Origin of the sequence: Rheinheimera sp. 4Y26, from assembly GCF_025245835.1 — a bacterium.
GTDB lineage: Bacteria > Pseudomonadota > Gammaproteobacteria > Enterobacterales > Alteromonadaceae > Pararheinheimera.
The window spans coordinates 281,426-308,191 of record NZ_JAOBWS010000001.1 but is presented as its reverse complement, the minus strand read 5'-3'; the positions used below and the strand labels follow the sequence as shown (position 1 = coordinate 308,191).

The following is a 26,766-nucleotide window of genomic DNA, read 5'->3' as shown; positions in this document are numbered from 1 at the left end:
GCATATTGGGATTTGATGGCAGTTTGTGCCACAGTTTCTCATAGCGATAGCCATCTGTAGTGTGGATCGGAGATATGCCTTTAGAAAACGCCGCCCTTCGGCGGCGTGAATCTTACTAATCAGTATATTTTCTGGTTTTTAATGATTTCGCTGACTTAACCATTTTACTAAATTGCCGCTCCTGTGCACGCCTTACCTGCAAAGATGCAGTGTTTCGTGCCTGTTCAGCATTTAGCTTCTGATAGTTCGTCAATCGCCTTGCGTCTAAATTGCCTTGTGCAATAGCCTGTTGCACAGCACAATCTGGTTCAGCAAAATGCTGACAGTCATTAAAGCGGCACTGCCTGGCTAACGACTCTATGTCTGCAAAAGTGCGACGAATGCCGTCATCACAGTCTGTCAGTTGCAGTTCGCGCATACCTGGCGTATCTATCACTACCGCCCCCGCAGCAATAAAATGCATTGAGCGTGCAGTAGTCGTGTGCCTGCCTTTACTATCATCACTTCGTACTTCTGCTGTTTTTTGTTCCGAATTGTCAGTCAGAGTATTGACTAACGTAGACTTACCAACACCAGAAGAACCCACTACTGCTAGTGTGCTGCCTGCTTTACACCAAGGTTGCAAGATATGACTACAACTGCTGTCGAGCGCATTGACCGTTTCAACCATCAGCATTGGATCCAGTTGTTTTACCTGTTGCAAATAGGCTTCAACATCTGAACATAGATCCATCTTGGTTAATACCAGTAAAGGCTCCGCACCAGCCTCATGAGCCAATGTCAGGTAGCGCTCTATCCGACTTAAATTAAAGTCGTGGTTTAACGAGCAGACAATAATCAGCGTATCGACGTTAGCAGCAATCAGTTGTTCAGCAAGTTGGCTGCCAGCCGCTTTGCGTTTGAATAACGATTTTCTTGCTAACAAACGAATAAAACGGCCAGCTGTATCCAACAGCAACCAGTCGCCAATCGTTATCTGCGGTAAAGTCGGGTTAGCAATTAAACTGCAAGCCCCGCCTACTGTCATCAGCTCATAGCTACTTCTGTGATGTGCTGTGACCCTGGCAATAACTGCATTTTCAAATTCTTGCAGATTAAGTTGTTGTTGAAAAAAAGCCTGCCACCCCAGTTGTTGTAACGTTGAGGGTAAGTTCATGTCATTTCCTTTCACATACAGTTAAAAACTGTACGTACAGTAAAAATGGTTAGGAACTCTGGAACAAAGCAAATGTAAACCGTATAAATTGGTTTTCAGAGATCCCGGTAAGCAAACACCGGGCAAAGGCAGGTTAAATTAAAAAGGGAAAAGTTTAACTTACGCCGCAGCCTTCGCCGGGTGGGTCATTACTGCAATCATCAAACTCTCCTTCTTGGTGTGACCGAAACCGGAAAACTATACCAACAGTGAGCTGAAAAAGCCAACCAGGCTGAAATTTATCAGCGTTTTTCTGCCTAGGGGCAGTACAAATCCAGACCTAATATTCAAAAATGCAGTTCCGTTTTTTGCCTGTTACTTTTCGCATATTGTCGACCTGAAGTTGCACTGATTAATTGCATTTTATTGACCACCTTATTGCAACCGCTCCTTACCACCTGTTGCAAATTAATCGCACCACCAGCTCCACGGAAAGTAACGACTTCGTCGGATCGCAGTTTTGTGCCAGTTGCCGACGTTTGACGGTGCGTAGGGGTAGGCCATCCCCCTACATTGGTCAAAGCCACTATCACCAAACCCTATCAAAGCCAACACCGGCATCCCAAGAGTGAGCGATCAAAAGTGTGCCCTTTCGGGTTTTCTGCTGACCATGATGTTGTCAGTCAGGGGCTGCTCATCAACTTCGGCTAATGCTGGTTCAACCGAAAGTCGATAGAAGATTGCAGCCAACTCACTGAGGCCGCCGGAGCCCTGGAAAAAATTTTCCGGGCATTGAATCTAAAACCGCATCCCTTTGCATCAGAGTCTTTGCAACCAGTATTGGACTGGACGGAGACATCACATGCTTTTATTCAATAAGAAGATTTCCCTGCTGGCTTTGTTTTGTGCGGCATTCGCCTCTGCAACGACTTTGGCTGAAATCAGTTGGCCAGAGACGCCGGCAGCGCAACTCGCCAAACAGCGGCTGCAGGCTTTTAACACCGGCGATGCGGCCAAGCTGCAGGCGTTTAAAACAGCACATGAACCGGATATGCAACTGGAGCGTGAACTGGCTTTCCGGCAGATGACGGGCGGATTTGAGGCGTTGCGTGTGACGCAGGATGATGCCGGCCAGGTCACGGTGATTATTCGCGAACATGATGGCGACCGGGTCGGCAGCATGACGCTGCAATTGGATGGCAACGACTCAAAGCGGGTCAAATCGGTTAGCCTAAAACCGATGGCAATTGTGCCCGCGGATTTGATGCCCACACGGTTGTCCGAGCACGATGCACAGCAGCGGCTGCAACGCAAAGCGCAGAAACTGCTGGCAGAGGATCAATTCGCCGGCAATCTTTTGGTCGCTCGTGGCGGCGACATTCGGCTGCAACAACATTTTGGTGACGCGCGTCGCGACACCGCGCAAAAGCACACTGCTAACACACAATTCCGCCTCGGCTCTATGTATAAAATGTTTACGGCGATTGCTGTGCTGCAACTGGTTGAACGCGGCCAGTTACAGCTGGATGCACCACTGATCACTTATTTATCCGATTATCCAAATACCACGCTCGCCAAACACACAACTCTGCGGCACTTGCTGACCCATACCGGTGGCACAGGCGACATTTTTACTGATGAATATCAGCAACAAAGACTAAATACCCGTGAGCACGCCGATTATATCCGGTTGTTTGGCCAGCGCGCGTCAGAGTTTACCCCCGGTAGCCGCGAGGCATATTCCAACTACGGTTATGTCCTGTTGGGACGCGTGATTGAACGGGTTAGCGGCCAGTCTTACCACAGGTATGTCCACGACCATATCTTCAAACCTGCCGGGATGCGCGCCACTGGCGCTGAACCGGAAGAACAGGTACGCACACAGCTATCGGTCGGTTATATGCATTCAGAAAAAGGTCTGGTGAATAATCGGGACACCTTGCCGTGGCGCGGCACTGCCGCAGGCGGGGGCTATTCAACTACCGGCGATCTGCAACTCTTTGTACAGGCATTATTAAGCGGCAAGTTGATATCAGCACAAACACTGGCAGCCGCGACCCGCAGTCAGACGCCCAGCGGCTTGTACGGCTACGGTTTCCAGTTGGGCGGTGAAGGCACAGCACGTCACTTCGGACATGTTGGTGGTGCAGAGGGCATGAACGGCGCTTTACGAATTTATCCGGCGACTGGTGATGTGGTGATTGCCCTTTCCAACATGGGCCCACCCGCGGCAGAATCGCTGGTTGAATACTATGGTAACCGGATGCCACTGGTAACGCCTGTTGCCACCAAATCCCAATAGACCCTCATAAAACAGTAGGTGTTTGCAAATGACCATCGAAATGATGATACCGCTTTTAGTACTGGCAACGCCTGTTGCCCTGGTAGCACTGGCCCTGCGCTTTGTTCGCCAGCAAACCGAGGCGCGTTATCGCACCTTGCTGCAACTGGCCGACAAAGGCGTGGACTTGCCCTTGACGGTTTTGGCCGAGCAGCATCAACCCCATGCTGATCGGCGACGTGGTCTGGTCTTATTGTGCGGCGGCGTCGGTCTGATGTTGACCCTACTGGTGTTGCCGGTGCAAAGTGACGAGGGCCAGCGTCTTGCGGACCTTTGGGGCCTGGGGCTATTGCCCGTCATGTTGGGCCTTGGCTATCTCGGTAATTGGTGGCTCGATCAGCGCGCAGGCGACATGCGTGGTTCCTGATGTCGAATCGCGCCTTGATTTGGCGCTGGTGAAGCGTGTCCTGCTGAATGAAGACCGGCAGGCGTTTAATCAGCTGGTTCGCAGGCATCAAAGCAACGTGCGGGCGCAATTACGTCGCCTGTGCCGGAATGATAACGCCTGGGCAGATGATTTAGCGCAAGACACCTTCCTGCAGGCGTGGCGGAAATTGTCGCAATTTCGCAGCGAAGCGCGATTTTCAACCTGGTTGTATCGCATCGCACACAATTGCTTCCTGCAGGCGTATCGGCAGCAACCCATTGATGAAATGCAGGAAGAAACTCTGCTTGACCAGGCCACAGGACCTCGACAGCGCGCAGGTTTGCAACATGATTTGCAAAAGGCACTGCAGGCACTGCCTGAAGGCGAACGGCTGGTGATGCTGTATCACACGCAGATGGGACTGAGTCATGAGGAAACGGCCGACATCACCGGGTTGCCCCTTGGCACGGTAAAAACGCACGCGACACGCGGCAGTGCACGTTTGCGTCAATGGCTGAAAGACTACCAAAGCAACGAGAATACAGGAGTGACCACATGAGTTTAAGCAAGGAAGAGCAAATCGATGACCTGTTGAACCAGCTGCTTCGCGACAGTGCAGCAGATGCAGTCCCGGATGACGGTTTTGTCGATACCGTCATGTCGCGCTTACCAGCTCCACGCCGGCGCTCTAACCGCGCAGTGTGGTTGGGCCTGGTCTCAGGTGTTGGATTAGCGGCCTGGCAATTACAGGATAATCCCATGTTTAGTCATGTCGCCCGAGACTGGTCGGGAGGACAGTTCAGCATGGCAAGTGCACTGGTGTTGGTTCTGGTCGTCATTACCGCTTGCTTCACCAGCACCGGAGTGCTAACGAAGTAGTCTGTCGTGTTTGTTTTATTCAGACCAGGGCATTGAATGGCCATCAGCTTCCTTGTGCCAGTTGCTGTCGTAGGGTCTGGGGCGCTCTAATCGCAGGTTTTCACTGAAAGCGGACGTTACTAAGAGCGCTTGATCTGAACAGCTGCAACTCGCTCAGGCTATGTGAAAACTCTCAGAGTAAATTTTTAACGCGATGCTACGTGAAGTATCAGGTGGTTTTAGCTCCAACGTCCTGCAGAATTTAATCTATGAGCCTTTTTCAGTTGAAATTGTCCAATTACGCGAATTCGAGATAGTTTTCACACAGCCTGCGCTCATATCTGACGGTCAATTAACTGGATGATTGCTGAAACTGGTGGTTACATGAAAGTGCAACGGGTGATAAGCAGCCAGTGATCGTGCAGGTAAGTTGGGGTGACGTTTTGCATTCGGCAGCAGTTCTTCTGCAAGAAAACGACGAAACTCGTTAGCACCGCCAACGATGGGGGCAACTTCCTTATCTCGTGGGTCATCCGTTGCCGGCGTAAAATCACGGCGGCGTTGTGTTTTTTCGATACCCACAACAATAAAAGGACGCATTGAGCCATTACCGACAGACACTTGCACTATGTCTGATAAATGATGGAAGTCTTCATTGGCGCCACCATCAAGCAAAATCAAAAGCGGATAATCAGCTTTCCCTTCCTCATACCCTGCCGGCAACATAACGTTATAACGACGAGTATCTTTAAGAATTTTTGAGTGAAGTTTATAGGATTTTGCAATAACAACCAGTTCACCAGGATCGGCCGCCAGCACCGGAACAGCTGTAAAAAACAGAAAAACCCAGGTAATTAAGATACGCATGGCAGACTCTATGATTGTTAAGTAAATAAAATATAACGCCCAAATTTAGCGCGAAAAGCCGCGCAGCGGGTTGAAGTAGCAGCCAGCGCTGTTTTTTGGCGATAATATTTGTTCGTCAGGGCCATTTAGAGGTGACTGCCAAACCTTTCCTTGGCAATTGATAACATGCTTGGTGAGATTAAATCACCTTTATCAATCCGATAGTCATTCATAGCTTTTAGTTTATTTATCAAATTACTATCCAACTGATAATTTAAACCGTTAAAAATTAGGTGATTATCAGTTATGAGGATTTCCAGAATACTTTCCTGCTCTGGCATCATCAGAAGAAGTTTATCTGCGCTATCTGAGTTTACTACTGCATCCTGAGAGATATGGCCTGTCAATATTGTCTGATCGATTAAATCCCTGATCGAGTAAAAACCTTCCAATCGAGCGTACACAATAGCGCCATCTTCGGTTTTCGTTAGCCAATAAATAGATTTTATGTTCTCCGCTGTATCAGAGTCATATTCATGTTGAGCATTTACAAATGTGCAATTTGCAAAAAGCATCGTTAAAACAAAAATCCAAGTTTTGGTCATTGAACTAGCTCCTTTATTTAGCCCTAACTATTAGCGCACGCGCGCGAACTTGTGAGCTTCGCTGCGGCCGAATGCCGCAAATGCGTGTATTGTTAGACATAAACCCACCAATACGGGGCGCCAGCTATCCATAGTGTCAAAAACGTAGCCCATATACTTGAATTGTAATGAGGCGACGATGCTTTGACGAAGATCATTAAGACAACAAATGGCCAAGGTAAAAGCAATAAATATATTGAAGTAACTCCGCTTTCAGGTACAAAAATGGATGACGATGTTACTGAAACCAATAGAACTATCAGCCAATTAATAATAAAGCTCGCTGCAAGAACCCAGCCTTGAGGAGTTTTTAAGACTACCTCTCGAATAAATACATGGATTGGTTGTTTTTCGATATCCATCAAATACCTAACAAATTCATAGAAGGTACTCTGCTCGCAAGTCGAACATTTCTCCGCCTTCTTTGATGATTTTTACTTATACCAAGCTAAATACTCAGTTACTATTTTTCAACTTATTTTTCTAAATCCGATAAAAACTAACCCAACAAAACTTATATATCCGGTACGCAAGTTGTTCTGAAAAAACTCATCGCCAATCACTGATGATTTAGCCTGTTATGATCTGCTGTCGTTGTCTGGACTAAGTGAAGAAAATGCGCGTGTATCTCGTCCGCTTATGGCATAAATTCAACCCTCATGAAAGCAACTCATTAGTCAAACGCCTGGCACGGCTATTCATATTTCCACCCGCCACTCTTGAGCCTAAAGCGTGCTTTGCCTACAATGGCGCACTTTTTATTCAGCAAAGATTTTTATCATGACCGATACCAGCACACGCCCAGCTTTACCAGACCGTTTGAGTGTTCACCCACGCAGCCCGTTTTATGTGGCAGAAATTTTTGAACATGAAATTGGCATTCTGTTTAACGGCAAAGAACGTTTTGACGTAGAAGAATATTGCATCAGCGAAGGCTGGGTAAAATTCCCGGCACCAAAAGCGCTGGACCGCCGCGGCCAGCCACTGTTAATGACAGTCAAAGGCAAGGTTGAAGCTTTTTATAAATAAGCCAATCATTCTGTGTGACAGCAAAAGCCAGCTGATGCTGGCTTTTTTGTTGCCTGAAAAGCCGCATCTATAGATTCGTCAGCAGCCTGGGTTTGTTGCAGAGTGAGCATTCAACAGCGAATCGGGGAGCGATTCGCGGGCGAACGGCGTAACAGGCTTTGGCTGCCTATGCAACGCCGGTATGAATGCCACAGCGCCTCAGGCAATATCTGACCGCAACACTAGCCTGCAAAGCTGCGGCGCCCGATTACCAGTTCAGTGAGCTTTACCCCTGCGGCAAAGCCCCTGCAATAGCCTGTTGCAGCTGTGTCAGCCGCTCTTCAATGCGTTGCCGGTCTTGCGCCAGCAGCTCGCGTTCGGTCAGCAGGTCGTAACTTAAATGCAAAGCCGCCAGAATAGCGGCCTGCTCGTTGCTTAAATGCCGGCCGCGGTTTTTCAGCTCAAAAATTTTCTGATTTAACAAAGAGGCAGCTTCCTGCAAACCTTCTTGCTGCTGCGCCAGGGTTTTTAGTTTGTAGTCGCGCCCTGCTATCTCCAGCGTCAGTTCGGTATATTCGGCGTGAATCATGGCTGCAGCCCCGCGTTATGGCTGCGCTGCAGCTTTTGGAAATAACGCCAGCAGCGCGTCCAACCGCTGTGCTGCATGCTGCGCCTGCTCTTCCGACTCCATCATGCTCAGTTGTAATAACTCCAGTTCGTCTTGCTGCGCTTTTAAAGCCGCTTCTTTTTGCAGCAGCGCTTGCTGTAATTGTTGATTGTCCAGCACTAAACGCTGAATAGACTGCTCTAACTGACTGAATTGACTATTAAACATACAAATAAACCCGCCTGAAAAAATGGCGCGCAGCATAACAGCCATGCTCAGATTTGTAAGGCTTTTCCGGCAAATTTTCCGTGATTTTTAAGCCTTGGTTTGTGGCGCCCAGAGCGCTACACTCAGGCGATGATTGCCATGATGGTAAGGGCTAAAACCAAAAGCCCGACAACTTAAAACAGCAGCCGCCTTTGCGCGCAAGGAGTTACCCATGCAAAAACACACCCTGTTGCACCTGTTAGTGGCCGCCGCAGTTGCGCTAAGTGCCAGCGCTGTGCAGGCCGACCCCAAACCAGGCAAAGGCAATAAAGGCCAGGCCGCCGAACAAAAAGCGCAGAAAGCGCAAAAAGCCGGGCAAAAAGGTCAGAAATCTGCCCAGGCCGGCTACAGTAGCGACACCGCAGTGCTGACAGGCGCTGCTGTGGCGGGCGCAGCCCTGGGTGGTGGCACTGTGGCTATTAACAGCCAGATTGGTGGTGTCAATGTTACGGCCGGTATCAGTTTTGGTCAGGCGCGCGAACTGGCGGTGAGCTACCAGCAAACCGGTTATCAGCAACTGCCACCAGGCATCCGCAAAAATCTGGCGCGGGGCAAACCACTGCCACCTGGTATTGCAAAAAAACTCGGCCATTCACAAATGCTGAGCCAACTGCCACAACATGAAGGTTATCAGTGGCAGGTCTGTGGCACCGACTTAGTGCTGGTGTCTATTGCCACTATGGTGGTGGCCGATATTCTGACCGACGTATTCCGTTAATCGGCAGCTTGCAGTTTGCTGTTAAACGCCTGATATAAAAAAACCACCTTAAGGTGGTTTTTTTATTGGCTGGGTAACCAGGCTGATGATGTTGTTGTGTTAGCGCCCGGCAGCCAGAGTGTCTGCCACACTGGCTGTGTTGCGCCGAAAGCGGCTTAATAACAAATACACCACTGGCGTGCTGTATAAGGTCAGCAACTGACTCACCAGCAAACCACCCACTATGGTAATACCAAGCGGCTGGCGCAGCTCAGAGCCTTCACCCATGCCAAGCAGCAAAGGCACAGCGCCCAGCACGGCCGCGCAATTAGTCATTAAAATTGGCCGCAGACGCTGACTGGCTGCCTGCAATATGGCTTGCTGTGGGGTTAAACCCCGCCGCTCAGCCGCCAGGGCAAAATCAATCAGCAAAATGGCGTTTTTCATCACAATACCAATGAGTAAAAACAGCCCAAGCAAAGCAATCAAACTAAAGGCAGAGCCGGTCAGATACAGCGCCAGCAAAGCGCCAATGCCGGCACAAGGTAAAGTGGAGATAATAGTCAGCGGCTGCACCACACTTTCATACAGCACGCCAAGCACCAGATACACCGCCAGCACCACGCCCACCATCAACCAGAAATTATCTTCGTTCTGAAACATAGCATTACGCTGATCTTCACCATTGACCGTATGTACCACAGACGGGATCATCAGTTTGGCCAGCATCCGGTCTATCGCCGCTGCCGCCTGCTCTGCAGTGACATCGGGCGCCAGGCCATAACCTATCCCCATAGAGGCAAACTGGCCGTCGTGACGCACCCTGTCGCTGACCAGGCCATAGTCGTAACTGGCAATGGCACTGAGCGGCACCCGGCTGCCGTCTTTGGAAATTAACATCAGCTGTTTCAGTACTTCCGGCTGAGCGGTATAACCTGGCGCCAGTTCCATCACCACTCTGTATTGGTTCATTTCATCGTACAGCGTGGCCACCTGACGCTGCGAAAACGAGTTGTTCAGCATAGTGGCCACAGTGCGCATATCCACCCCGAGGCGCTGCGCCGCTTCGCGGTCAATGCTCAGCACCACCTGCTGCGCGTCTTCGCCGCCCGGCGCGTCTACATCCACTAATTCAGGCAGCTCTTTCATCGCTTCGGCGGCTTTTTTACCCCATTCGCGCAGTGGTTTCAGCTCGCCTGACAATAACAACAGCTCATAGTCACTGCTGTTCCAGGGTGAGCTTAAGCGGATATCCTGCTCCACACTTAAAAACAACATAGCGCCAGGCACCTTAGGCGCGCTCATCCGCACCCTGTTGACCACCTGCTGCGCTGAAACACCGCGCTCACTGAGCGGCTTTAACCGCACCCGCATCCAGGAATTACTGAGGCCCATAGCACCACCGCTGGCGCCTGTCACATCAGCAACGGCCGGGTCTTTGAGCAGCAACTGGCGGAATTCTTCAATTTTTGGCTGCATCACCTGATAAGAAAAACCATCGTCACCGCGCACAAAACCACTGAGCTGGCCTGTATCCTGATCCGGCAACATACCGCCCGGCAATTGGCTGTACAGCCAGATATTGGCGCCAAACACCAGCAACATCAGCGTCAGCACCGACTTTTTAAACTGCAGTACCCAAGCCAGGCTGGCCTGATATTTCTGAGCAAAACGCTGACCAAACTTTTGTATACCGCTTGTGGTTGTGGCTTGCTGCGCTAAAGATGCAGCCGATTTGCCGGGCTGTTTTTGCAACAGCAGCGCCGACAAACTGGGGGTTAACGTCAGCGAAATAAACAACGAAATCAGCATGGCGGCGCACAGCGTAATGGAAAACTCGCGGAACAACCGCTCCACTAAACCGCCCATAAATAAAATGGATAAAAACACCACAATCAGCGCCGAGTTCATCGCCACCAAAGTAAAACCCACTTCGGCCGCGCCTTTTTTCGCCGCCTCCAGCGGGCTTAAGCCGGTTTCGATATGACGTTTAATGTTTTCCAACACCACTATGGCGTCGTCCACCACTAAACCAGCAGCAACGATAAGCGCCATCACCGATAAATTATTCAGCGAAAAATCACACAGATACATCACGACAAAAGCGCCGATTAACGACACTGGAATGGCCAGGCTTGGAATAAGCGCACTGCGGAGTTTGCCCAAAAACAACCACACCACCAGCACCACCAACAGCACCGACAGCATTAAACTGATTTGCGCTTCAGCTAAAGTGGCGCGGATCACAGGCGACCTGTCCATCACCACTGCAAGCTCGGCGTCGGCCGGCACCAAGGCCTGCAACTGAGGTAAAGCAGCGGAAATGGCATCGATAGTGGCGACTATATTGGCGCCGCTGCGTCTGCTGATTTGTAAAATAACGGCGCTTTTTTCATTGTGAAAACCCGCGCTGTAACGGTTTTCGGTGGAGTCTGACACTGTGGCCACATCGGACAGATAAATAGGCGCACCATTGACATACTTCACCACCAGCTTCTGATAATCACTGGCACGGCGCATGGTCTGGTTAGTAGCCAGCTGCCAACGTTGTTCGTTGTGCTCCACCACACCCACAGGCACTGTGGCATTGGCGCTGGCAATGGCGCTGCGCACTTCATCCAACGCCACACCAAAATGGCTGAGCATGGCCGGATTCAGCTGCACCCGCACCGCAGGCAGAGAAGCGCCCGTGACTTCAACTTCACCAACCCCTTGAATTTGCAGTAACTTCTGCGCAATCACAGTGGCGGCGGCGTCGTATAACACACTGGAAGCCAGGTTGTCGGAGCTGAGCGCCAAAGCCATTACCGGCGCTTGTGACGGGTTAAATTTACGATACGACGGATTGCCCGGCATACCAGACGGTAACTGACCACGCACAGCGTTAATGGCGGCCTGCACATCACGGGCGGCTTCGTCGACGTTACGGTCCAGCTCAAACTCCAGCCGCACCTGAGCAGAGCCCTGATTGCTGTTGGAACTGATGCGGCGAATGCCGGCAATACTGCCAAGCGCCCGCTCCAGCGGTGTGGCCACTGTGGCCGCCATGCTTTCAGGGCTGGCGCCCGGTAAGCTGGCGCTGACGACTATCATCGGAAAATCCACCGCCGGCAGCGGCGACACCGGCAATAAACGCCAGCACAACAGCCCCAGCAGCAAAATGGCGCTGGCAATTAAACCGCTGGCCACCGGCCTTTGAATAAAAGGCGCCGCCAGATTCATAGCACCACCGCCTTTTCAGCCGTTTTGTCCTGGCTGCTTTGACTGCTGAAATAACGGTCAAACCATAAATACACCACAGGCGTGGTAAATAACGTCAGCACCTGACTGACAATCAAGCCACCGACCATCACCAAACCCAAAGGCTGACGCAGCTCGGCGCCTGAGCCACTGGCAAGCAGCAAAGGCACTGCGCCAAACAGCGCCGCCAGCGTGGTCATTAAAATAGGCCTGAAACGCAATAAGGCCGCCTGATAAATGGCTTCGCGAGGTGTTAAACCCTGATTGCGCTGCGCTTCGAGCGCAAAATCCACCATCATAATGCCGTTTTTCTTCACCAGACCAATCAGCAGCACTATGCCGATGACGGCTATTAAATCGAGCGGCTGGTTCATCAACAGCAACGCCAATAAAGCGCCAACAGTGGCCGAAGGTAAAGTGGATAAAATGGTCACAGGGTGAATTAAACTTTCATACAAAATGCCCAGCACTATGTACATGGTGAGCACAGCCGCCAGCACCAGCCATAAGGTGTTGCTCAAGGAGGCCCGAAAAGCTTCAGCTGCGCCCTGAAAACTGAGCTCAATTTCGGCCGGCAGTTGCAGCTGTTGTTGCACTTCTTCAATTGCGGCAACGGCTTCACCCAGCGAATAACCTGGTGCCAGGTTAAAAGACAAAGTGACGGCCGGGAACTGCCCCTGATGGTTAATTAAAAGTTTGGCCGGACGCTGGCTGACTTTAGCCACAGCCGAAAGCGGCACTGCTGTGCCGGCAGCTGTGGTCAGATAAAGTTTATCCAGCGCCGCTATGCCCTGGGCTTGCGCCGGATCCACTTCCAGAATGACGCGGTACTGGTTGGCCTGAGTAAACAAAGTGCTGATTTGACGCTGGCTATAAGCACTTTGCAGCGCAGCGCCAACCTGACTGACACTAATGCCCAGGCGCGCTGCCGCAGTGCGGTCTATATCGATAAAAGCCTGCAGCCCTTGTTGTTGTAAGTCGTGTGCCACTTCAGAAAGCTCTGGCCTGGCGTTCAGCGCTGCCATCAGATCCGGCAGCCACTGCGCCAACACTTCGCTGTCGGGCGTGGTGATGCTGAACTGGTATTGGGTGCGGCTGACTTTATCTTCGATACTGAGTTCCTGCACCGGCTGAAACCAGCCTTTAATGCCACTGACAGTGCCGGCCTGTTGCTCCAGCTCACGGATAATTTCGCTGGCGCTTAGCTCGCGCTCGCCGTGCGCTTTTAAGTTCAGCAAAATACGGCCGCTATTGATACTGCTGTTACTGCCATCCACGCCGATAAAAGAACTTAAACTGGCCACCGCCGGATGCCCGAGCAAAGTGGCGGCCAGCTGCTGCTGGCGCTCTGCCATAGCGGCAAAAGAAATATCCTGCGGTGCTTCTGTTACCACCTGAATCACCCCGCTATCCTGCACCGGGAAAAAGCCTTTGGGCACAGCCAGATAAAGCAGCGCAGTTAAGGCCACAGTGCCAAGCATGGTCAGCATGGCCAGCCTTTGATGCTGTAACACCCACTGCAGCATGCGGCCATAACGGCGGATAACGCGTGACATCCAGTCGGTTTCATCATCATGTTTTGGCAGTTTAGTCAGTAACTTAGCGCACAGCATGGGCGTTAAAGTAAGTGACACCACAAGCGAAATTAAAATCGCCACCGCCAAAGTGACGGCAAATTCAAAGAATAACCGGCCTACCACATCGGCCATAAACAGCAGTGGTATCAGCACCGCAATTAACGAAAAGGTTAAAGAGATCAGCGTAAAACCAATTTCTTTGGCGCCTTTAAGCGCAGCATCGAGTGGGCTGGCGCCTTGCTCTCGGTGGCGTGCTACGTTTTCCAGCATCACAATAGCATCATCCACCACAAAACCTGTGGCTATGGTCAGCGCCATTAAAGTGAGGTTATTGACTGAAAATTCAAGCAGATACATCACAGCAAAGGTGCCGACCAGGCTCAGTGGCACCGCCAGACTGGGAATAATAGTGGCCGGAATAGTACGTAAAAACACAAAGGTCACAGCAACCACCAGGCCGATAGCAAAAATCAGCTCCATTTGCACGTCATGCACCGAAGCGCGGATGCTCTGGGTGCGGTCTGTCAGCACTTCTACTTTTACCGCGGCCGGCATAGTGGCGGTCAGTTGTGGCAGCAGTTGTTGTACTCGGTCGGCCACTTCAATAACGTTGGCGCCCGGCTGACGCTGAATATTCACCAGCACTGCCGCTTGCTGATTGGCCCAGGCTGCTAAAAATCTGTCTTCTGCGCCTTGTGCTACCGCAGCCACATCTTTGAGGCGAATGGGTGCGCCAGCGCGCCAGGCCACTATCAGCTCTTCATATTCTTTGGTGTCGCGGATTTGGTCGTTGGCGTCCAGCATGGTCGAGCGGAAGGGACCGTCAAAACTGCCTTTGGGCTGATTGGTATTGGCGCCGGTAATGGCAGTGCGAAGCTGCTCCAGGCTTAAATCCAACGACGCCAGCGCCGCCGGATTGGCTTTGACCCGAATGGCCGGGCGCTGCCCGCCAGCCAGACTCACCATGCCTACCCCTGTTAATTGCGCCAGTTTTTGCGCCATGCGGGTGTCGACTAAATCGTATACCTGCGGCAAAGGCAAGGTATCGGAACTGACGGCTAAGGTCAGAATAGGCGCATCGGCCGGGTTTACTTTGCGATATACAGGTGGCGCCGGCAAATCATTGGGCAATAACGAGCCTGCGGTATTCATCGCCGACTGCACTTCCTGCTCGGCCACGCCCATATCCACCACCAGCGCAAACTGCAAAGTGATGACAGAAGCACCGTTGGAACTTGCCGACGACATTTGCTTTAAACCGGGAATTTGGCCTAGCCGCCGCTCCAGAGGCGCAGTAATGGTACGGGCCACAATGTCGGCGCTGGCGCCTGGCTGAAAGGTAAATACCTGAATAATCGGGTAATCGACCTGAGGTAAAGCAGCCACCGGCAATAAGCGCCAGCTCAGCATGCCGGCGATTAACAGCGCCAGCATCAGCAAAGACGTGGCAACAGGGCGCAGAATAAAGGGTTTGGACATATTCATGCTTTAACCCTGCGCCGGTGCTTGCACTACTTCAACGTCGCGGCCCGGTCTTAACCTGTCCAGACCTTCTAAAATCACCAGATCGCCGGCCTTTAAACCTTCTTCCACCGCAATCAAACCATTATCCACAGCCCCCAGCTTCAACATCTTTAACTGCGCTTTGTTTTTGTCATCCACTGTATAAACATAAGTGCCTTGAGAGCCGTATTGCACCGCATCCTGCGGAATAGTGACAGCACCTTGCTGCACCGCCACATTCAGCCTGACGTTGACAAACTGGTTGGGGAATAACTCTTCGTTCTGATTGGCAAACTGCGCTTTGAGTTTTAAGGTGCCGGTGGCCAGATCAATCTGGTTATCCAGTGTGGTTAACAGACCATCACTGATTTTTTGTTGTTCCGCTCTGTCCCAGGCTTCGACTGTAAGCTCTTTGCCGGCCTGCACTGCCGCACGCACGGCCTGCAGCTGGGTTTCCGGAATAGTAAATTGCACTGCAATGGGTGAGCTTTGGGTGATAGTGACCAGGCCTTCGGCGCTATTGGCCTGCACTAAGTTGCCTGCGTCCACTTTGCGTAAACCTAAACGGCCGCTGATCGGCGCTGTAATTTGGGTATACCCGAGCTCCAGCTGAGCTGCGTCAATTTGCGCCTGATTTGATTTCAGCGTGCCTTTGAGTTGGTTTACTAACGCCTGCTGGGCGTTATATTGCTGCGCTGAAATAGAATTTTGCTGTTTTAACTTTTGATAAAGCGCAAGGTCGGCTTCGGCATTTTGCAACTGCGCCACATTTTGTTCTTGGGTGCCTTGCGCCTGTGCCAGCTTCACCTGATAAGGCGCCGGGTCAATTTGTGCCAATAATTGGCCAGCCTGTACTTTTTCACCTTCGGTAAAAAACACCTGCTGCAGCGGGCCACTGACCCGGCTTTGTACCAGCACGGTTTGCAGCGGCGTCACTGTGCCTATGGCTTTAATTTGTACTTTTAAATCGCTGGTTTGAGCGGCAATCACCCGCACCGGCACTGGTGCATTCCAGGGGTTAACACCACCTGCACCTCCGCCAGGCCGGGCTGCTTGTGGTCTTTGTCCGGCCTGAGCGCCACCTGCTTTAGCTGCAGCGCCGTTTTGTGCTTTGCCCGCCACACCAGCCTGCGGCTCTGACTGACTCTGCTGATACCACCAGGCTCCGGCCGCAATGGATAAAACACCGGCAACAATCAAAAAGGTGGGTTTGGTAAATTTCGGCATGCTGTTGTGATCCCTGCAAAATGCTGTGTGACAGGCGCTGTTAATGCCCCTGTACTCTTATTGTGTAAAACCTGTAGCCGCAGCAGCTGCGACCTTGTGGTGATATTTTGCCCTGGCTGAATTTTTTATCCGGCCAGGGCTGTTATGGCGGCCCGACAATGCCTATCCGTTTTGCGGCTCATTGTGCCCACTTGCAGAAAAATGGCCAGTCTTGCTGCGATTTGCTGCCATTTTGCAGCGATAATCAGGGTTTAAGCCCTAAGGCACCGGCAAACACCGAAGCGGCAATCAGCTCTTTTTCCGCCGCTGGTAAAGCCTGCAATTCGCCCCTGCTTAACCTGGCGAGATATAAACAATTGCTGACGTCGGCATCAGGCGCGTCACTGGCGACAAACTGATGCTGGTTTAACAGCGGCTGCAACATGCGGTTGTCAAAACCCCATAAACACAACAAATGGGCTGTTACCGCCACATCGGCGCGCACTTCACCCGGCTCGCTGTTTTGTAACTGCGGGTCGTCCAGCACAAACCCATTTTGTAATAACAATAACTGGCCAAAACAGCTGAACATGGCAGCAATAAACACATGGTCCTGCTGGCTGCGCCGCAATTTGGCGGTTTTGGCCAGTTCACGGCACTGATTGGCAAATTGCATGGCGTTGTCCAGTACCTTATTGTGCTCCGCCTGATCCAGCCCCTGCAGCTGACTTCTGAGCGATAACATCAGCACCAGCGCGTTCACCACCTGTAACCCCAGCCGGCTGATGGCAATGTCCAGCGACAGGGTTTCACTGACAAAACCCATATAAGGTGAATTCACCAGCTGCATCAGCCTGGACACCACCACAGGGTCTTGCTCCAGCAAACGTGCCACCTGACTGATTTCCACTTTGGGATCCTGCAACTGGCGCTGCAGCTGCTCGCTTAACCTTGGAAACACCGGGTAATGCAAAAACGACGACAACAACCTTTTACTGAGCGCCGTTTGTGGCAGCTGTTTGACTCTTTCAGCATTACGGAACAACTGCGTCAGATGATCAAATTCAACCGAAGCGCCGATAAAACTATGAAAGTGGTCCAGATGCGACAACACCACATCATCATGCTCAGGGTTGGTCACCACCACTCTGAGCGCCAGCGGCGCCATAAAACACACCAGCCGCTTTTCTTCCTGCGAACTGGTTAAACCCAAAGCGTCAAAAAACAACAAATCGATACTGTCGTTATTGCGGGGGGCTGTGGCAAAACTGCCCACAGTCGGAAAAATTTTCAGCTGCCAGCGAGGGTCATTCAGCTCACAATATTTACGCAGATAACTTAATAATGCCGGATTCAGACTTACCGCAACCACCTGAAACATGCTGTTGTCCTTTTTTCAAACTGAAAAGAATGTACCAGCTGGGCCGGTACCAGAAAAAACAATTTACATAACCTTTGCATTGGCTGCAGCTCTTTGCACAAAGTTCCGCCCGCTTAAAACTGCGCGCTGGCCTTTTATCGCAATCTGTCAGCTTCTTGTCTGAAAGCTGATGTAATTCATCAATTTAGCCACCGCAACTTTGATAACAGGCCGGACTGCGCGGGCAATGATTGCCGCGGGCGCAAATCAGCTGCGCAGGTTTTTCTAAACTGCGTGCCACCCAGTTAATATTCAGAATATTGGCAACAGTGCTTAAGGTGCTTTTCATCGCCGCCGGAATCTTGCCGGCGCCGCCCTGGCTGTTACACAAAAACTTCAGCTCCTGCGCCATCGCATCTGCATCCATGCCCTGGGCGGCAATGGCCGGATTTAAGTCGATACCGGCACAAAGCACATGGGCGTTGCCGGCTAAATCCTGCACCTTGACCGACTCACAACAATAGATCCGTGGTTGGCCCTGCACATCCAGCAACGACAATTGCGCCGAACTTTGTTCGCCCTGCACATCAAACATACGGAACACAGCCCAGTGCTGGCATGGGTCTTCCACTTTTCGCATATTGCCCCAGGGCAGCGGAATACCATTGCCCCGATAGACAGCTTTCAGTTTACCCGGCGTATAAGCATCAAAATAATGCCAGTGGCTATAAGGCGACACTGCCGTCATACGGCGCATGGCGACAGAAGCGGACACACCGGCCAGCTGATGGGAGCTGATTTCATACCCATTGCGGTCCAGCAACTGGCGAAACGGCAATTTAGGACAGAGCAAAGCGCCGGCAAAAAAACTGGATTCAAAGTCGCGCCAGGCATGCAGAATATCCTGCGGCGCCACTAAACCCGAATCCGCCTCCACAGTTTCATAAGCACCGCCCACTGTCATGCCGCTTTTTACCCCATCTTTGTTGTGCAAAACGGCATGACCAATGTGCACCGCCAGCTCGTACTTCAGCCGGGTTGGATGGTTTTTTAGAATGCGGTTTAAATGCAGGGTTTTGGGCGGTAAAAAATACGAAGTGGAGACGTTTTTACTAAACACACCAAGCTCATCCAGCACTTCTTTTGGGGTTTCATCAAACCAGCTGATGCTAAGCCCCAGTTGTTTCACAATCTGCAGCAGCTCGTCGACACTAAGCGGCATGCGTTTTTGCCCCACTTCTTCGGCGGCTCTTTCCAGCTCAGGGAAATGGTTCTGGTGATGTTCCTGATGGGCGCGGATTAAAAGCTGGGCAAACTGTTTACCGCTGATACCGGTTTGCGACAACATTTCCGGAATAGCAATTTGCAAAATATCGTTGGAAAACAAAAAGCCAGGCTCCAGCGCCATACCGCTGATGCCGCCTCTGCTGCCTTTGGCCGGGGTAATATCCAGCTGCTGCTCTTCACCGTCTAAAAACCAGTCCAGCTCTTTTTGAAAAACAGCGGCAATGACGGTCAACATTTCAACACTGGGCACTCTTTTGCCGCGTTCAATCATCGACAAATAAGACACCGAAGGTGCGTATTCCGGGTCGATGCGGATACAGCGGGTCGACAAGTCTTCCATAGTTAAGTTATTGCGTTTTCTCAGGTTTCTGATTTTAGTGCCGAGAAAATGTGATTTGCGGATCAGGCTTTTGGGTGTTGTCATTTTGTAAAATTCACACTGTGAAGTTTTAATTGTCAAATTATGCACAAAAACAACATAGACTAGTTTCTAAGCAACAGCAATGACTGACTGCGAAACAACGCCCGCCACCCTACCGGGCTCAACCAATGACAGGAAGCAACGACGACGCCAGCTGCCAATGCAGCACAAGGAAGTCAGCGCAGATAAAAAGAGTGAGCGAGGAATTTAAAATGCATATGACCGCGACTAACACACATGAACAACCTTTGGATCAGATCATCCGTCAGCAAATGAATGCCATCAGTGCATTAAACGACAGCCATCTGAAACAAGTGCTGAATTATTCCAAAGGTTTTCTCGATAAAGTCTTCCCACTGGCGCAAGGCTCACATCAGGATGTGAAAAGTTACGTGGTGTATTACCAGCATTTATTGGCGTTTTTTGCCGATGGCAGCAACAGTGGTTTAGCCAATCCAACCCAATTTGTGGCGCTGTGCGGCAGTAAAGAAAAACCTCAGTCGATTTTATTATGTAATGCCGGCCGCCATATTGAGCTGGTGATCAGCAAACAGGGTGAACACGGCTCACACGACAGCGCCGGTATTGAGGATGTATTACTGGAATTATCGGCAGCAGGTCAGCCACAACGCTGGTTTAGTATGATCCGCGGTCAGCTGCAACAAGAAACCAACAGTTGCCAGAGCAGCGCCTGCTACCGCGCCAAAGATGGTGGTGATTACCATCTGGCATGAAGCGACAGCCTTAACTGAGTCAATCGTAAACAGCAAAAAGGCGCAAATCCTGCGCCTTTTTGTTTTTTGTGGTTAAAACGACTTTGTTATAACTGCTCTGGCAGTAAGGGTTGCCGCAGTTTGTTTTCCAGGATCACTGCTTCATGTCTTGGGTCTTTGGTCAGCACCGGCAAGCCGTTTTGTTGTTGTGCCTGCGTAGTCTCTGCAGTTGCCGTTGACAAACTGGCCGGCGGGCAACTTAAACTCGTCATATAGTTCAGCGCAGCGCCCAATAATCTCTCTTTTGGATCGCCAAGCTGGTTGCTAAAGTCGTCAGCCAAAGGACAACCTTTGACATCAGCGCCAAACTGTGGCGCAGGCGTTGGCCGGAAGCCATCGGCAAATTCACCAAAGTTTTTCGCATTCACACCACTAAACTGAATGGTGGAATAAGTGGTACCACAATTGTCTGTTGGGTAAAAACCATAGGGTTTACCACAGGTTTTATTACCAATCAGAATGACTTCTAAATCTACCCCGCGCAGACCATTGATGACAGCTTCGCTGGCAGAACAAGTGCGCCCCGTCGTCAGTACAAACACTCTTTTGAGCGTAAGATTTGGCAAAGTCTGGTTAGTAAACTGACCCTGCTGGTAGTCTATGCCTCTGTTGTAAAACGGCATGGGCTGTAATGCCCGCCCGGTCACCGGATCTGTGTTCGGATACTTGTCGTTAAAAGTGGTTTTTTCAAAAATGCGGCCCTGAATTACATTAGGTCCGGCCACCATATAAGCCAGCTGTGACGCCAGCGCCAGCAAACCACCGCCGTTATAACGCATATCAAGCACCAGCTCCTGCACGCCCTGATCACGGAACTGGGTAAAAGCGTCAATCAGCTGCGGCTGAGCCAAAGCAATATGACTGTTAAATTGCAGATAACCTACTTTGCCGGCCGGGGTCTGCAGCACTTTGACATTCTGCACCGGCGTTTTGTTGGTATTGGCCGACACCAGCGTCAGGTTGCGTCTGCTGCCATCGCTGTTTTGGAACGTCAGCTGATGACTCAGGCCAACATTATCCGGATACAAGAAGTCGTTGATGCGGGCAACTGCACTCTCAGTATTGGCGTTCACTACGTCAATGCCATCCACCTCCAGCAACAAAGCACCACGGCTCAGCCCTTGTTGTGCGGCTGCAGAGCCTGGTTCAGTGTAAGCAATATAAATTTGTCTTGGCGGCGCAGCTGCTGCGATAGCCCAGGTAATACCATAACCAGCTTCCACCCCACCCTGAGTGCGCTGCAGATAACTGGCCGTTGCTTCGGAAAAATGGTAGTTGTCTTTGGCGGCACCTGAATCCGTTAAGGCTGTGGTACGTAATAACTTAAAATAATCCGCGACGCTATAACTGGCCGGATCCGGATCCGGCAGTTCGCGATACCACAAATAGGTGCGGTTGCTCCAGGACCTTAACCAGAGCTTTTCATGTAAAGCGCTGCCGGCTTTATCCGGGTATGGTTGCTGACTGTATGGATCTATGCCTGAACGTGGCGCCGCACATTGCGCCTGATACTGGCTTTCCGGCGCATAAACACCGGCTTGCCACACCGGCGTTGTTGCCGGTGGATTGCCAGTACCACCACCTGGTGTTGTGGTGTTACCTGAGTCACCACCGCCACCGCAGGCCGTGAGGACCAGCATAGTCAGGGCTGAACAGATCAGCCTGACCTTGCTGCGTTGTTGTTTTTGGGTTTGATCCATCAGAAGTCACTCCAGAAAAGCATCGCTGCTGCGACTGTTTATCCACGTTCCGGCGGCCCGGCACGACAAATTGTACTGTGCTGCCTGTTTAAAAATAATACTGGGCCAGCGCTGTTTTGGTTCAGCTGGCAATACCTTAAAGCCATTGTAATTGCACAACAAGGGTTGATGTTAAGAATATGTTCAGATCCGGAGCTTTAGGCTCAGATCTAATCCATCAGCCACAGGCAATTTTGCAATGCGTAACTTCATTTTGTCAGCTTCAATCTGCAAAAAACTCAGTTGCAGCGCTGTTATAACTGCGATGTTATTTCTGCTCCCGGCAACCTCGCTGCAGGCTCAGCCTTTGGATTACCGGCATTATTACCCGCGCCAGACCGAATCTGAGTTATGGAGTGTCAGGCCCCTGCTGGCTTTTGAAAGTTCCGAAGCAGGCCAAATCAGCAGTGTTGGTTTGCAGTGGGGCGGTTTGCCGGGCCAATCGGTGGCAGTAGTCACCAGTTTTAGTTTTTATCGTGCCAACCAGGAGTGGGGTGGCAGCGATATCGGCTTTACCAACTTTGATACCTCTTTGCGTTTAGGCCGTTTTGACGACTTCAGCCTGTATGGCGAAATTGGCGTAGCGCTGGACGAGCTGGCCTTTGATGAAGAAGAAACGGACTATTATGACAACTTCGGTTACCGGCACCGCAGCTCAGGCCCGATCGACTGGTTTGCTGGTTTAGGTGGCGGTTTTCAACTGGAGTTTCTGCAAATTAATGCCTTTGCCCGTTATCGTTACCTGCGTAGCCTGGAGCAACAATATTATCGCGAGCCTTTATGGCAACAGGGTTATCTGCCAAACCCCGAGCCTTATCAGTGGTTTGCCGGTGTTGAACTGAGTTTCAGGTTTTAAACTGTTTTTAAAAACAACCCCACCAACATGGTGGGGCTGTTGTTACTTCAGGGAGCAATAAGGCGATCAGTTGCGCCGTTATTGATAATTCCAGTTTTGCGTGACACCACTGAAAGTGCTGTAAGCGCGTATGCCCACATGCCAGGTACCGGCACTTGGGTTATTGATCACACAGCTTTCATTGTTGCCGTTTTTGTAAGGGCGGCAAGTGTAACTGGTGGTGGTTGGTTGTGAGCCAAAACGCAGGTACAAATCAGCATCGCCGGTACCACCAGAGATAGTGACCGTCAGTTTGGTCATACCGGCAGGCACTGTGATGGTATTACGTGTCCAGTTGCCTTTGGTGGCCGCCAGATTGGTCAGAGTGCCGGAATTGCCCGGGTTGGTCACGCCACCACACTCAGTGGCGGTAATACCCACGCTGCTAAAGGCCGCAGCCACATCGGTCAGATTGTAGGCTTTGTCTTTGGCTGCTTTACAAACACCATTGGCGCCGGCAACAAAGGTGCTGCTGCTGGTCCAGTAGATTTGATTGGCAATGGTGAAAATTTCAAACGCCTTGCGGGTATTCCAGCCGGATTTATTGGCTAACAGGTAAAAGGCTTTGTTAAACACACCAGAGCTGTAATGTACGTCCATGCCACTGGTGTAATCGCTGGCATGACCAATAGAGCGGCCGTCTTTGGTTGGGTCATCCATATACCTTAAAGCACCGGTACTTTTAAAAATATCAGCGCCCACCATCCAGTCATTGCTGCCTTTCATAAAATATTCAGCGGCCTCACCGGCCATATCCGAATACGCTTCGTTCATACCGCCTGACTGGCCGCTGTACACCAGACCAGAGTTAAACTCGGTAAAACCATGGCTGACTTCGTGGGCGGACACATCCAGACTCACCAGCGGATAAAAGCGGGTGGCGCCGTCACCAAAGGTCATCTGGCTGCCATCCCAGAAGGCATTTTCATAGTTGGAGCCATAATGCACCCGCATTCTCAGTTTAGTGTTCAGCGGATTCACGCCAAACCAGCTCTGGAACATATCAAACACCACACCACCAAAATAATGCGCATCGTTCAGTGGTGAATAAGCACCGTTAATGGCTTTAAAAGTGTTATTCGGGCAAGTGAACTGGTGAATGCTGCCGCCTGAAGTGGCACCATTTAAATTGATGGTGTCCACATTGGCGTTCGTCATACGGCAGCTGCTGTCCACATTCAGGTAGCCATAGTCGGTGCCATAAAAATACTGACCGGTTTTGCTGTTACCGCCAGGACCTGTGGCATTGGCATGGTTAATACCTTCCCAGCTTTGTAATAAACGGCCACTGTTGGCATCAATAATGGAATAAGGCCGGCTCGGTTTACCGTTCTGAGTGGTCACGTAATCGGTGATATACACCAACCGCGCCTGGTTTTGTTCGTCCAGATAAACCCAGAGTTTTGCTTTGGCGGCCTGCGCACTCTGATTGGCGAGTAACGCAGTTTCATCGGACGCCGACAACAGCTGCTGATCCGCCGAAAGGCTGCCCTGAGCCAGGGCTATGGCTTCAATGGCTTTATATTGAGGGCTAACGTCCGGTAAATCCTGTTCAATCCCCGTTACCACTGAACCGCTGATATCGGAATAAGTGTTGCCTGCTTTACTGGCCGCTGCACTGTGGCCCCACACTGGTATGCCACGGTACATTTGCTGGTAACGCACTTTCATTTTGCCATCAGCCCTTTTAATTTGCTGTTTGGCAACAAATTTCATCAGCTCAGACTGGCGATCACCGGCAGCAGATTGGGTCAGGGTTTGCAGGTTTTGTCCGTTTAACACCTGTTCAGCCGGCACGACATCAGCCGCCATCACAGAGCCACAACCAGCCATCAGCATGGCGACAGTTAAACGGGATAAATGTTGATGTTTCATTGAGGTTTGCCTCTTGTATTTAATCTTATGTTCCTGGTTTTACTGCGTGCTTTTGCACACAGCCCAGCAACCATAGCGGATTAAAACTCCGGCAAATCAGCATCAATTTAATATAAGATTTTTATAAAACATCTGTCATCAGGCTGACATCAGGCGCTGTATTGCACAGAGCCTGATGCCATCACCTCCGCCACCCAAACGCCACAACACAGGTACCAACACCACGGAAGACTCCGCTTCGCAGAAGTGACAACAACCTGAAGCTTAAGATGGTTGTGACCGGCAGCTCAAAGAACCCGCCTGCCACGTTGGAAGCATAATAGAGACAACGACACCTTCGCAAGGCTCAGCTTTTTTATCAGATCTTTATCAGCATTTACGCATCTATGTGACCACAACTGTGGACTAACCCGCGCTGTCACAACTCATCAAAGGCACAGTTAAACGGTTTTTTGCCCCGGGCAACCACCAGATCACCGGCTTTTGCAGCTGAAATTGCAACTGTGGTTGTAGTGGCCATAGCGGCAAAACAGCGGCCAACTGCAACCTGACGATTTCGCACTGTTGTTGCTGTGGTGGTAATGGCATGGCTAACTGCTGCTGCCATTGTTGTAGTTGCTGTTGTATCACGGCACTTTGTGTTTCGCTCATACCAGACAGCATGTCAACCAACCCTTGTTGCTGCAGCCCGAGAGTCAGCTGATCGACTTTTAGTCCTGTGCCAAGTTGTGGATCCTGCAGCGACTGCAACCTGAGTTGTAACAAAACGGCAGCCAAATCCGCCATGACGAGTCCACTCTCAATTTGCCACTGATTTTGCTGCTGTTGCCCTGGCAATTGTTGCCACTGTATTGAACCCGACAACGGTTTTAATAGCGTCTGCCATTGCGGCCCAAGCAAGGCAAGGACGGCAGCAGAAGGCTGCAACTGCTGCCAGTGCAGCTGATAACGAGGGTTTTGATCAAATACAGAGCTAATGAGCCCGCGCAAGGTGATGCCTGAGACTTCAGCCAGCACTGCACCGGACGGCAGGCTCAGTTGCAGCTGTTGCACCTGCAGCTCATCACGCCAGGGTAAAACACGCACCTCAAAGGCCTGCAGCTGCCACAAGGGCCAGCCTTCAGCACGGGCATACTGCTGATATTGCTGATTAAACGCTGCCAACTGCTGCTGCACCAGGTGCCGGGCATACAACTGCAGCAGCAGCCACAGCAACAACAGATTCAGGATCAGCCACAACAGTGCCTGATATTTTGCTGAAAATAACCGCGGCATTCTTAACTCCACACCAGTAATAACATCAGCTAAGTACACGCTATCACAGCTATTTTTTTGCTGAAGTTATCACAAAGCGGCGTACCGTTGATATGATAAATTTATTTCGCCGGAGTCAGGTATGGAGCTGTATTTTCAATGGTTTGATTTGTTGGGTATAGCGGTTTTTGCGGTGTCGGGCACGCTGGCCGCCTGGCGCAAGCAAATGGATGGCTTTGGCGTGATAGTGCTGGCCTCTGTCACTGCGATTGGTGGCGGTACTTTGCGTGATTTAATTCTCGATGTGCCGGTGATCTGGCTGCGCAACGACAGCTTTTTTTATGCCATTTTTGCCGCCACAGCGCTGACTATTCTGCTGGTGCGCAAACGTCTGACTATTCCCAATAACACCTTACAAGTTGCAGACGCGCTGGGTCTGGCGTTTTTTGTGGTGATGGGTACACAAAAAGCGCTGGATCATGGCACGTCCACCTTAGTGGCTATTATGCTCGGCACCATGAGCGGGGTTTGTGGCGGTATGATCCGCGACGTATTGTGCCGGGAGATACCGCTGGTGTTCCGCGGTGAGCTATATGCCGTAACCTGCATTTTTGGCGGTTTGGTGTACACAGGGTTATTACAACTGGGCGTGGAAAAAATGCCGGCCATGTTTGCCGGTATGCTGGCGTTATTATTGCTGCGCCTTGCCGCTATCCGCTGGCATCTGACCATTCCGGTGTTTAGCCGCAGCAGTAAAATAGACCCTTAAAGCGGGGCAAAACTCTGGACAAAATCCTGAGCAAAAACTGTGTAAAAACAAAGGCCGCTATGCGGCCTTTGTTTTTTGTGTTTCAGCTTACAGCGGC

At 51.0% G+C, this 26,766-nt stretch carries 22 protein-coding genes; 9 read left to right on the top strand and 13 right to left on the bottom strand.

Annotated elements, in window-relative coordinates; all coding sequences use genetic code 11:
- Nucleotides 1-115 precede the first annotated feature (115 nt).
- Nucleotides 116-1,156, bottom strand: a complete 1,041-nt coding sequence (gene rsgA / locus N3Z11_RS01245; protein ID WP_260655323.1) for a ribosome small subunit-dependent GTPase A — start codon at nucleotides 1,154-1,156, stop codon at nucleotides 116-118.
- Nucleotides 1,157-1,997: 841 nt separating this feature from the next.
- On the opposite strand from rsgA, the gene N3Z11_RS01240 reads away from it, so the two are divergent.
- Genes N3Z11_RS01240 through N3Z11_RS01225 form a run of 4 tightly spaced genes read left to right on the top strand, consistent with a single transcriptional unit; the run spans nucleotide 1,998 to nucleotide 4,722 of the window.
- Nucleotides 1,998-3,437 carry a serine hydrolase domain-containing protein gene (locus N3Z11_RS01240; protein ID WP_260655322.1) on the top strand — a complete coding sequence of 480 codons (1,440 nt, stop codon included), beginning with the start codon at nucleotides 1,998-2,000 and terminating at the stop codon, nucleotides 3,435-3,437.
- Nucleotides 3,438-3,465: 28 nt separating this feature from the next.
- Nucleotides 3,466-3,843: a DUF6249 domain-containing protein gene (locus tag N3Z11_RS01235; RefSeq protein WP_260655321.1), complete on the top strand. Its 378-nt coding sequence runs from the start codon at nucleotides 3,466-3,468 to the stop codon at nucleotides 3,841-3,843.
- Complete coding sequence (locus N3Z11_RS01230) at nucleotides 3,785-4,402, top strand: RNA polymerase sigma factor (protein WP_260655320.1); 618 nt, start codon at nucleotides 3,785-3,787, stop codon at nucleotides 4,400-4,402. Before N3Z11_RS01235 ends, N3Z11_RS01230 begins: the two co-directional genes overlap by 59 nt.
- A complete protein-coding gene (locus N3Z11_RS01225; RefSeq protein ID WP_260655319.1) occupies nucleotides 4,399-4,722 on the top strand; it encodes a hypothetical protein in 324 nt (107 codons plus the stop codon). Before N3Z11_RS01230 ends, N3Z11_RS01225 begins: the two co-directional genes overlap by 4 nt.
- A 327-nt stretch (nucleotides 4,723-5,049) precedes the next feature.
- On the opposite strand, the gene N3Z11_RS01220 is transcribed toward N3Z11_RS01225, so the two are convergent.
- Together N3Z11_RS01220 and N3Z11_RS01215 are read right to left on the bottom strand one after the other, a co-directional pair.
- A complete protein-coding gene (locus tag N3Z11_RS01220; protein ID WP_260655318.1) occupies nucleotides 5,050-5,568 on the bottom strand; it encodes an alpha/beta hydrolase in 519 nt (172 codons plus the stop codon).
- A 125-nt stretch (nucleotides 5,569-5,693) separates the two neighbouring features.
- Nucleotides 5,694-6,152, bottom strand: coding sequence for a hypothetical protein (locus tag N3Z11_RS01215; protein WP_260655317.1), 459 nt, complete (start codon nucleotides 6,150-6,152; stop codon nucleotides 5,694-5,696).
- Between the two features lie 819 nt (nucleotides 6,153-6,971).
- Between N3Z11_RS01215 and N3Z11_RS01210 the strand changes: the two genes are divergently transcribed.
- Nucleotides 6,972-7,220, top strand: a complete 249-nt coding sequence (locus N3Z11_RS01210; protein ID WP_260655316.1) for a DUF3297 family protein — start codon at nucleotides 6,972-6,974, stop codon at nucleotides 7,218-7,220.
- A gap of 265 nt (nucleotides 7,221-7,485) precedes the next feature.
- On the opposite strand, the gene N3Z11_RS01205 is transcribed toward N3Z11_RS01210, so the two are convergent.
- Together N3Z11_RS01205 and N3Z11_RS01200 are read right to left on the bottom strand one after the other, a co-directional pair.
- Nucleotides 7,486-7,788, bottom strand: a complete 303-nt coding sequence (locus N3Z11_RS01205; RefSeq protein ID WP_260655315.1) for a cell division protein ZapA — start codon at nucleotides 7,786-7,788, stop codon at nucleotides 7,486-7,488.
- 15 nt (nucleotides 7,789-7,803) lie between these two features.
- Entirely contained in the window at nucleotides 7,804-8,034 is a 231-nt protein-coding gene (locus N3Z11_RS01200; RefSeq protein WP_260655314.1) for a hypothetical protein, read from the bottom strand.
- Between the two features lie 211 nt (nucleotides 8,035-8,245).
- Here N3Z11_RS01200 and N3Z11_RS01195 point away from each other — a divergent pair, with 211 nt between their 5' ends.
- Nucleotides 8,246-8,791 (top strand): anti-virulence regulator CigR family protein, encoded by a 546-nt coding sequence (locus N3Z11_RS01195; RefSeq protein ID WP_260655313.1) that lies wholly within the window; start codon nucleotides 8,246-8,248, stop codon nucleotides 8,789-8,791.
- A 99-nt stretch (nucleotides 8,792-8,890) separates the two neighbouring features.
- Here the strand turns inward: N3Z11_RS01195 and N3Z11_RS01190 are convergent, their stop codons facing one another.
- The 5 genes from N3Z11_RS01190 to N3Z11_RS01170 all read right to left on the bottom strand — a co-directional run bounded on the left by N3Z11_RS01190 (nucleotide 8,891) and on the right by N3Z11_RS01170 (nucleotide 19,367).
- On the bottom strand, nucleotides 8,891-11,992 hold the full coding sequence (locus N3Z11_RS01190) for an efflux RND transporter permease subunit (RefSeq protein WP_260655312.1): 3,102 nt from the start codon (nucleotides 11,990-11,992) through the stop codon (nucleotides 8,891-8,893).
- Nucleotides 11,989-15,072 (bottom strand): multidrug efflux RND transporter permease subunit, encoded by a 3,084-nt coding sequence (locus tag N3Z11_RS01185; RefSeq protein ID WP_260655311.1) that lies wholly within the window; start codon nucleotides 15,070-15,072, stop codon nucleotides 11,989-11,991. The genes N3Z11_RS01190 and N3Z11_RS01185 overlap by 4 nt, the downstream gene beginning before the upstream one ends.
- Nucleotides 15,073-15,075: 3 nt before the next feature.
- Complete coding sequence (locus N3Z11_RS01180) at nucleotides 15,076-16,317, bottom strand: efflux RND transporter periplasmic adaptor subunit (RefSeq protein WP_260655310.1); 1,242 nt, start codon at nucleotides 16,315-16,317, stop codon at nucleotides 15,076-15,078.
- 244 nt (nucleotides 16,318-16,561) lie between these two features.
- The gene (locus N3Z11_RS01175; protein WP_260655309.1) at nucleotides 16,562-17,677 is read right to left on the bottom strand and encodes an HDOD domain-containing protein; all 1,116 of its coding nucleotides are present in this window, start codon (nucleotides 17,675-17,677) and stop codon (nucleotides 16,562-16,564) included.
- A 184-nt stretch (nucleotides 17,678-17,861) separates the two neighbouring features.
- Nucleotides 17,862-19,367 (bottom strand): DUF3612 domain-containing protein, encoded by a 1,506-nt coding sequence (locus tag N3Z11_RS01170; protein ID WP_260655308.1) that lies wholly within the window; start codon nucleotides 19,365-19,367, stop codon nucleotides 17,862-17,864.
- 209 nt (nucleotides 19,368-19,576) lie between these two features.
- Between N3Z11_RS01170 and N3Z11_RS01165 the strand changes: the two genes are divergently transcribed.
- On the top strand, nucleotides 19,577-20,098 hold the full coding sequence (locus tag N3Z11_RS01165) for a malate synthase (RefSeq protein WP_260655307.1): 522 nt from the start codon (nucleotides 19,577-19,579) through the stop codon (nucleotides 20,096-20,098).
- An 86-nt stretch (nucleotides 20,099-20,184) separates the two neighbouring features.
- Here N3Z11_RS01165 and N3Z11_RS01160 read toward each other — a convergent pair whose 3' ends face one another.
- A complete protein-coding gene (locus tag N3Z11_RS01160; protein ID WP_260655306.1) occupies nucleotides 20,185-21,837 on the bottom strand; it encodes a S41 family peptidase in 1,653 nt (550 codons plus the stop codon).
- Between the two features lie 304 nt (nucleotides 21,838-22,141).
- Between N3Z11_RS01160 and N3Z11_RS01155 the strand changes: the two genes are divergently transcribed.
- Nucleotides 22,142-22,732, top strand: a complete 591-nt coding sequence (locus N3Z11_RS01155) for a DUF3268 family zinc-finger domain-containing protein (RefSeq protein ID WP_260655305.1) — start codon at nucleotides 22,142-22,144, stop codon at nucleotides 22,730-22,732.
- A 78-nt stretch (nucleotides 22,733-22,810) separates the two neighbouring features.
- Here the strand turns inward: N3Z11_RS01155 and N3Z11_RS01150 are convergent, their stop codons facing one another.
- Both N3Z11_RS01150 and N3Z11_RS01145 read right to left on the bottom strand, forming a co-directional pair.
- Nucleotides 22,811-24,646, bottom strand: a complete 1,836-nt coding sequence (locus N3Z11_RS01150) for a M4 family metallopeptidase (protein ID WP_260655304.1) — start codon at nucleotides 24,644-24,646, stop codon at nucleotides 22,811-22,813.
- Nucleotides 24,647-25,051: 405 nt separating this feature from the next.
- A complete protein-coding gene (locus N3Z11_RS01145) occupies nucleotides 25,052-25,921 on the bottom strand; it encodes a hypothetical protein (RefSeq protein ID WP_260655303.1) in 870 nt (289 codons plus the stop codon).
- Nucleotides 25,922-26,042: 121 nt separating this feature from the next.
- Here N3Z11_RS01145 and N3Z11_RS01140 point away from each other — a divergent pair, with 121 nt between their 5' ends.
- The gene (locus N3Z11_RS01140; protein WP_260655302.1) at nucleotides 26,043-26,669 is read left to right on the top strand and encodes a trimeric intracellular cation channel family protein; all 627 of its coding nucleotides are present in this window, start codon (nucleotides 26,043-26,045) and stop codon (nucleotides 26,667-26,669) included.
- Nucleotides 26,670-26,766: the final 97 nt, after the last annotated feature.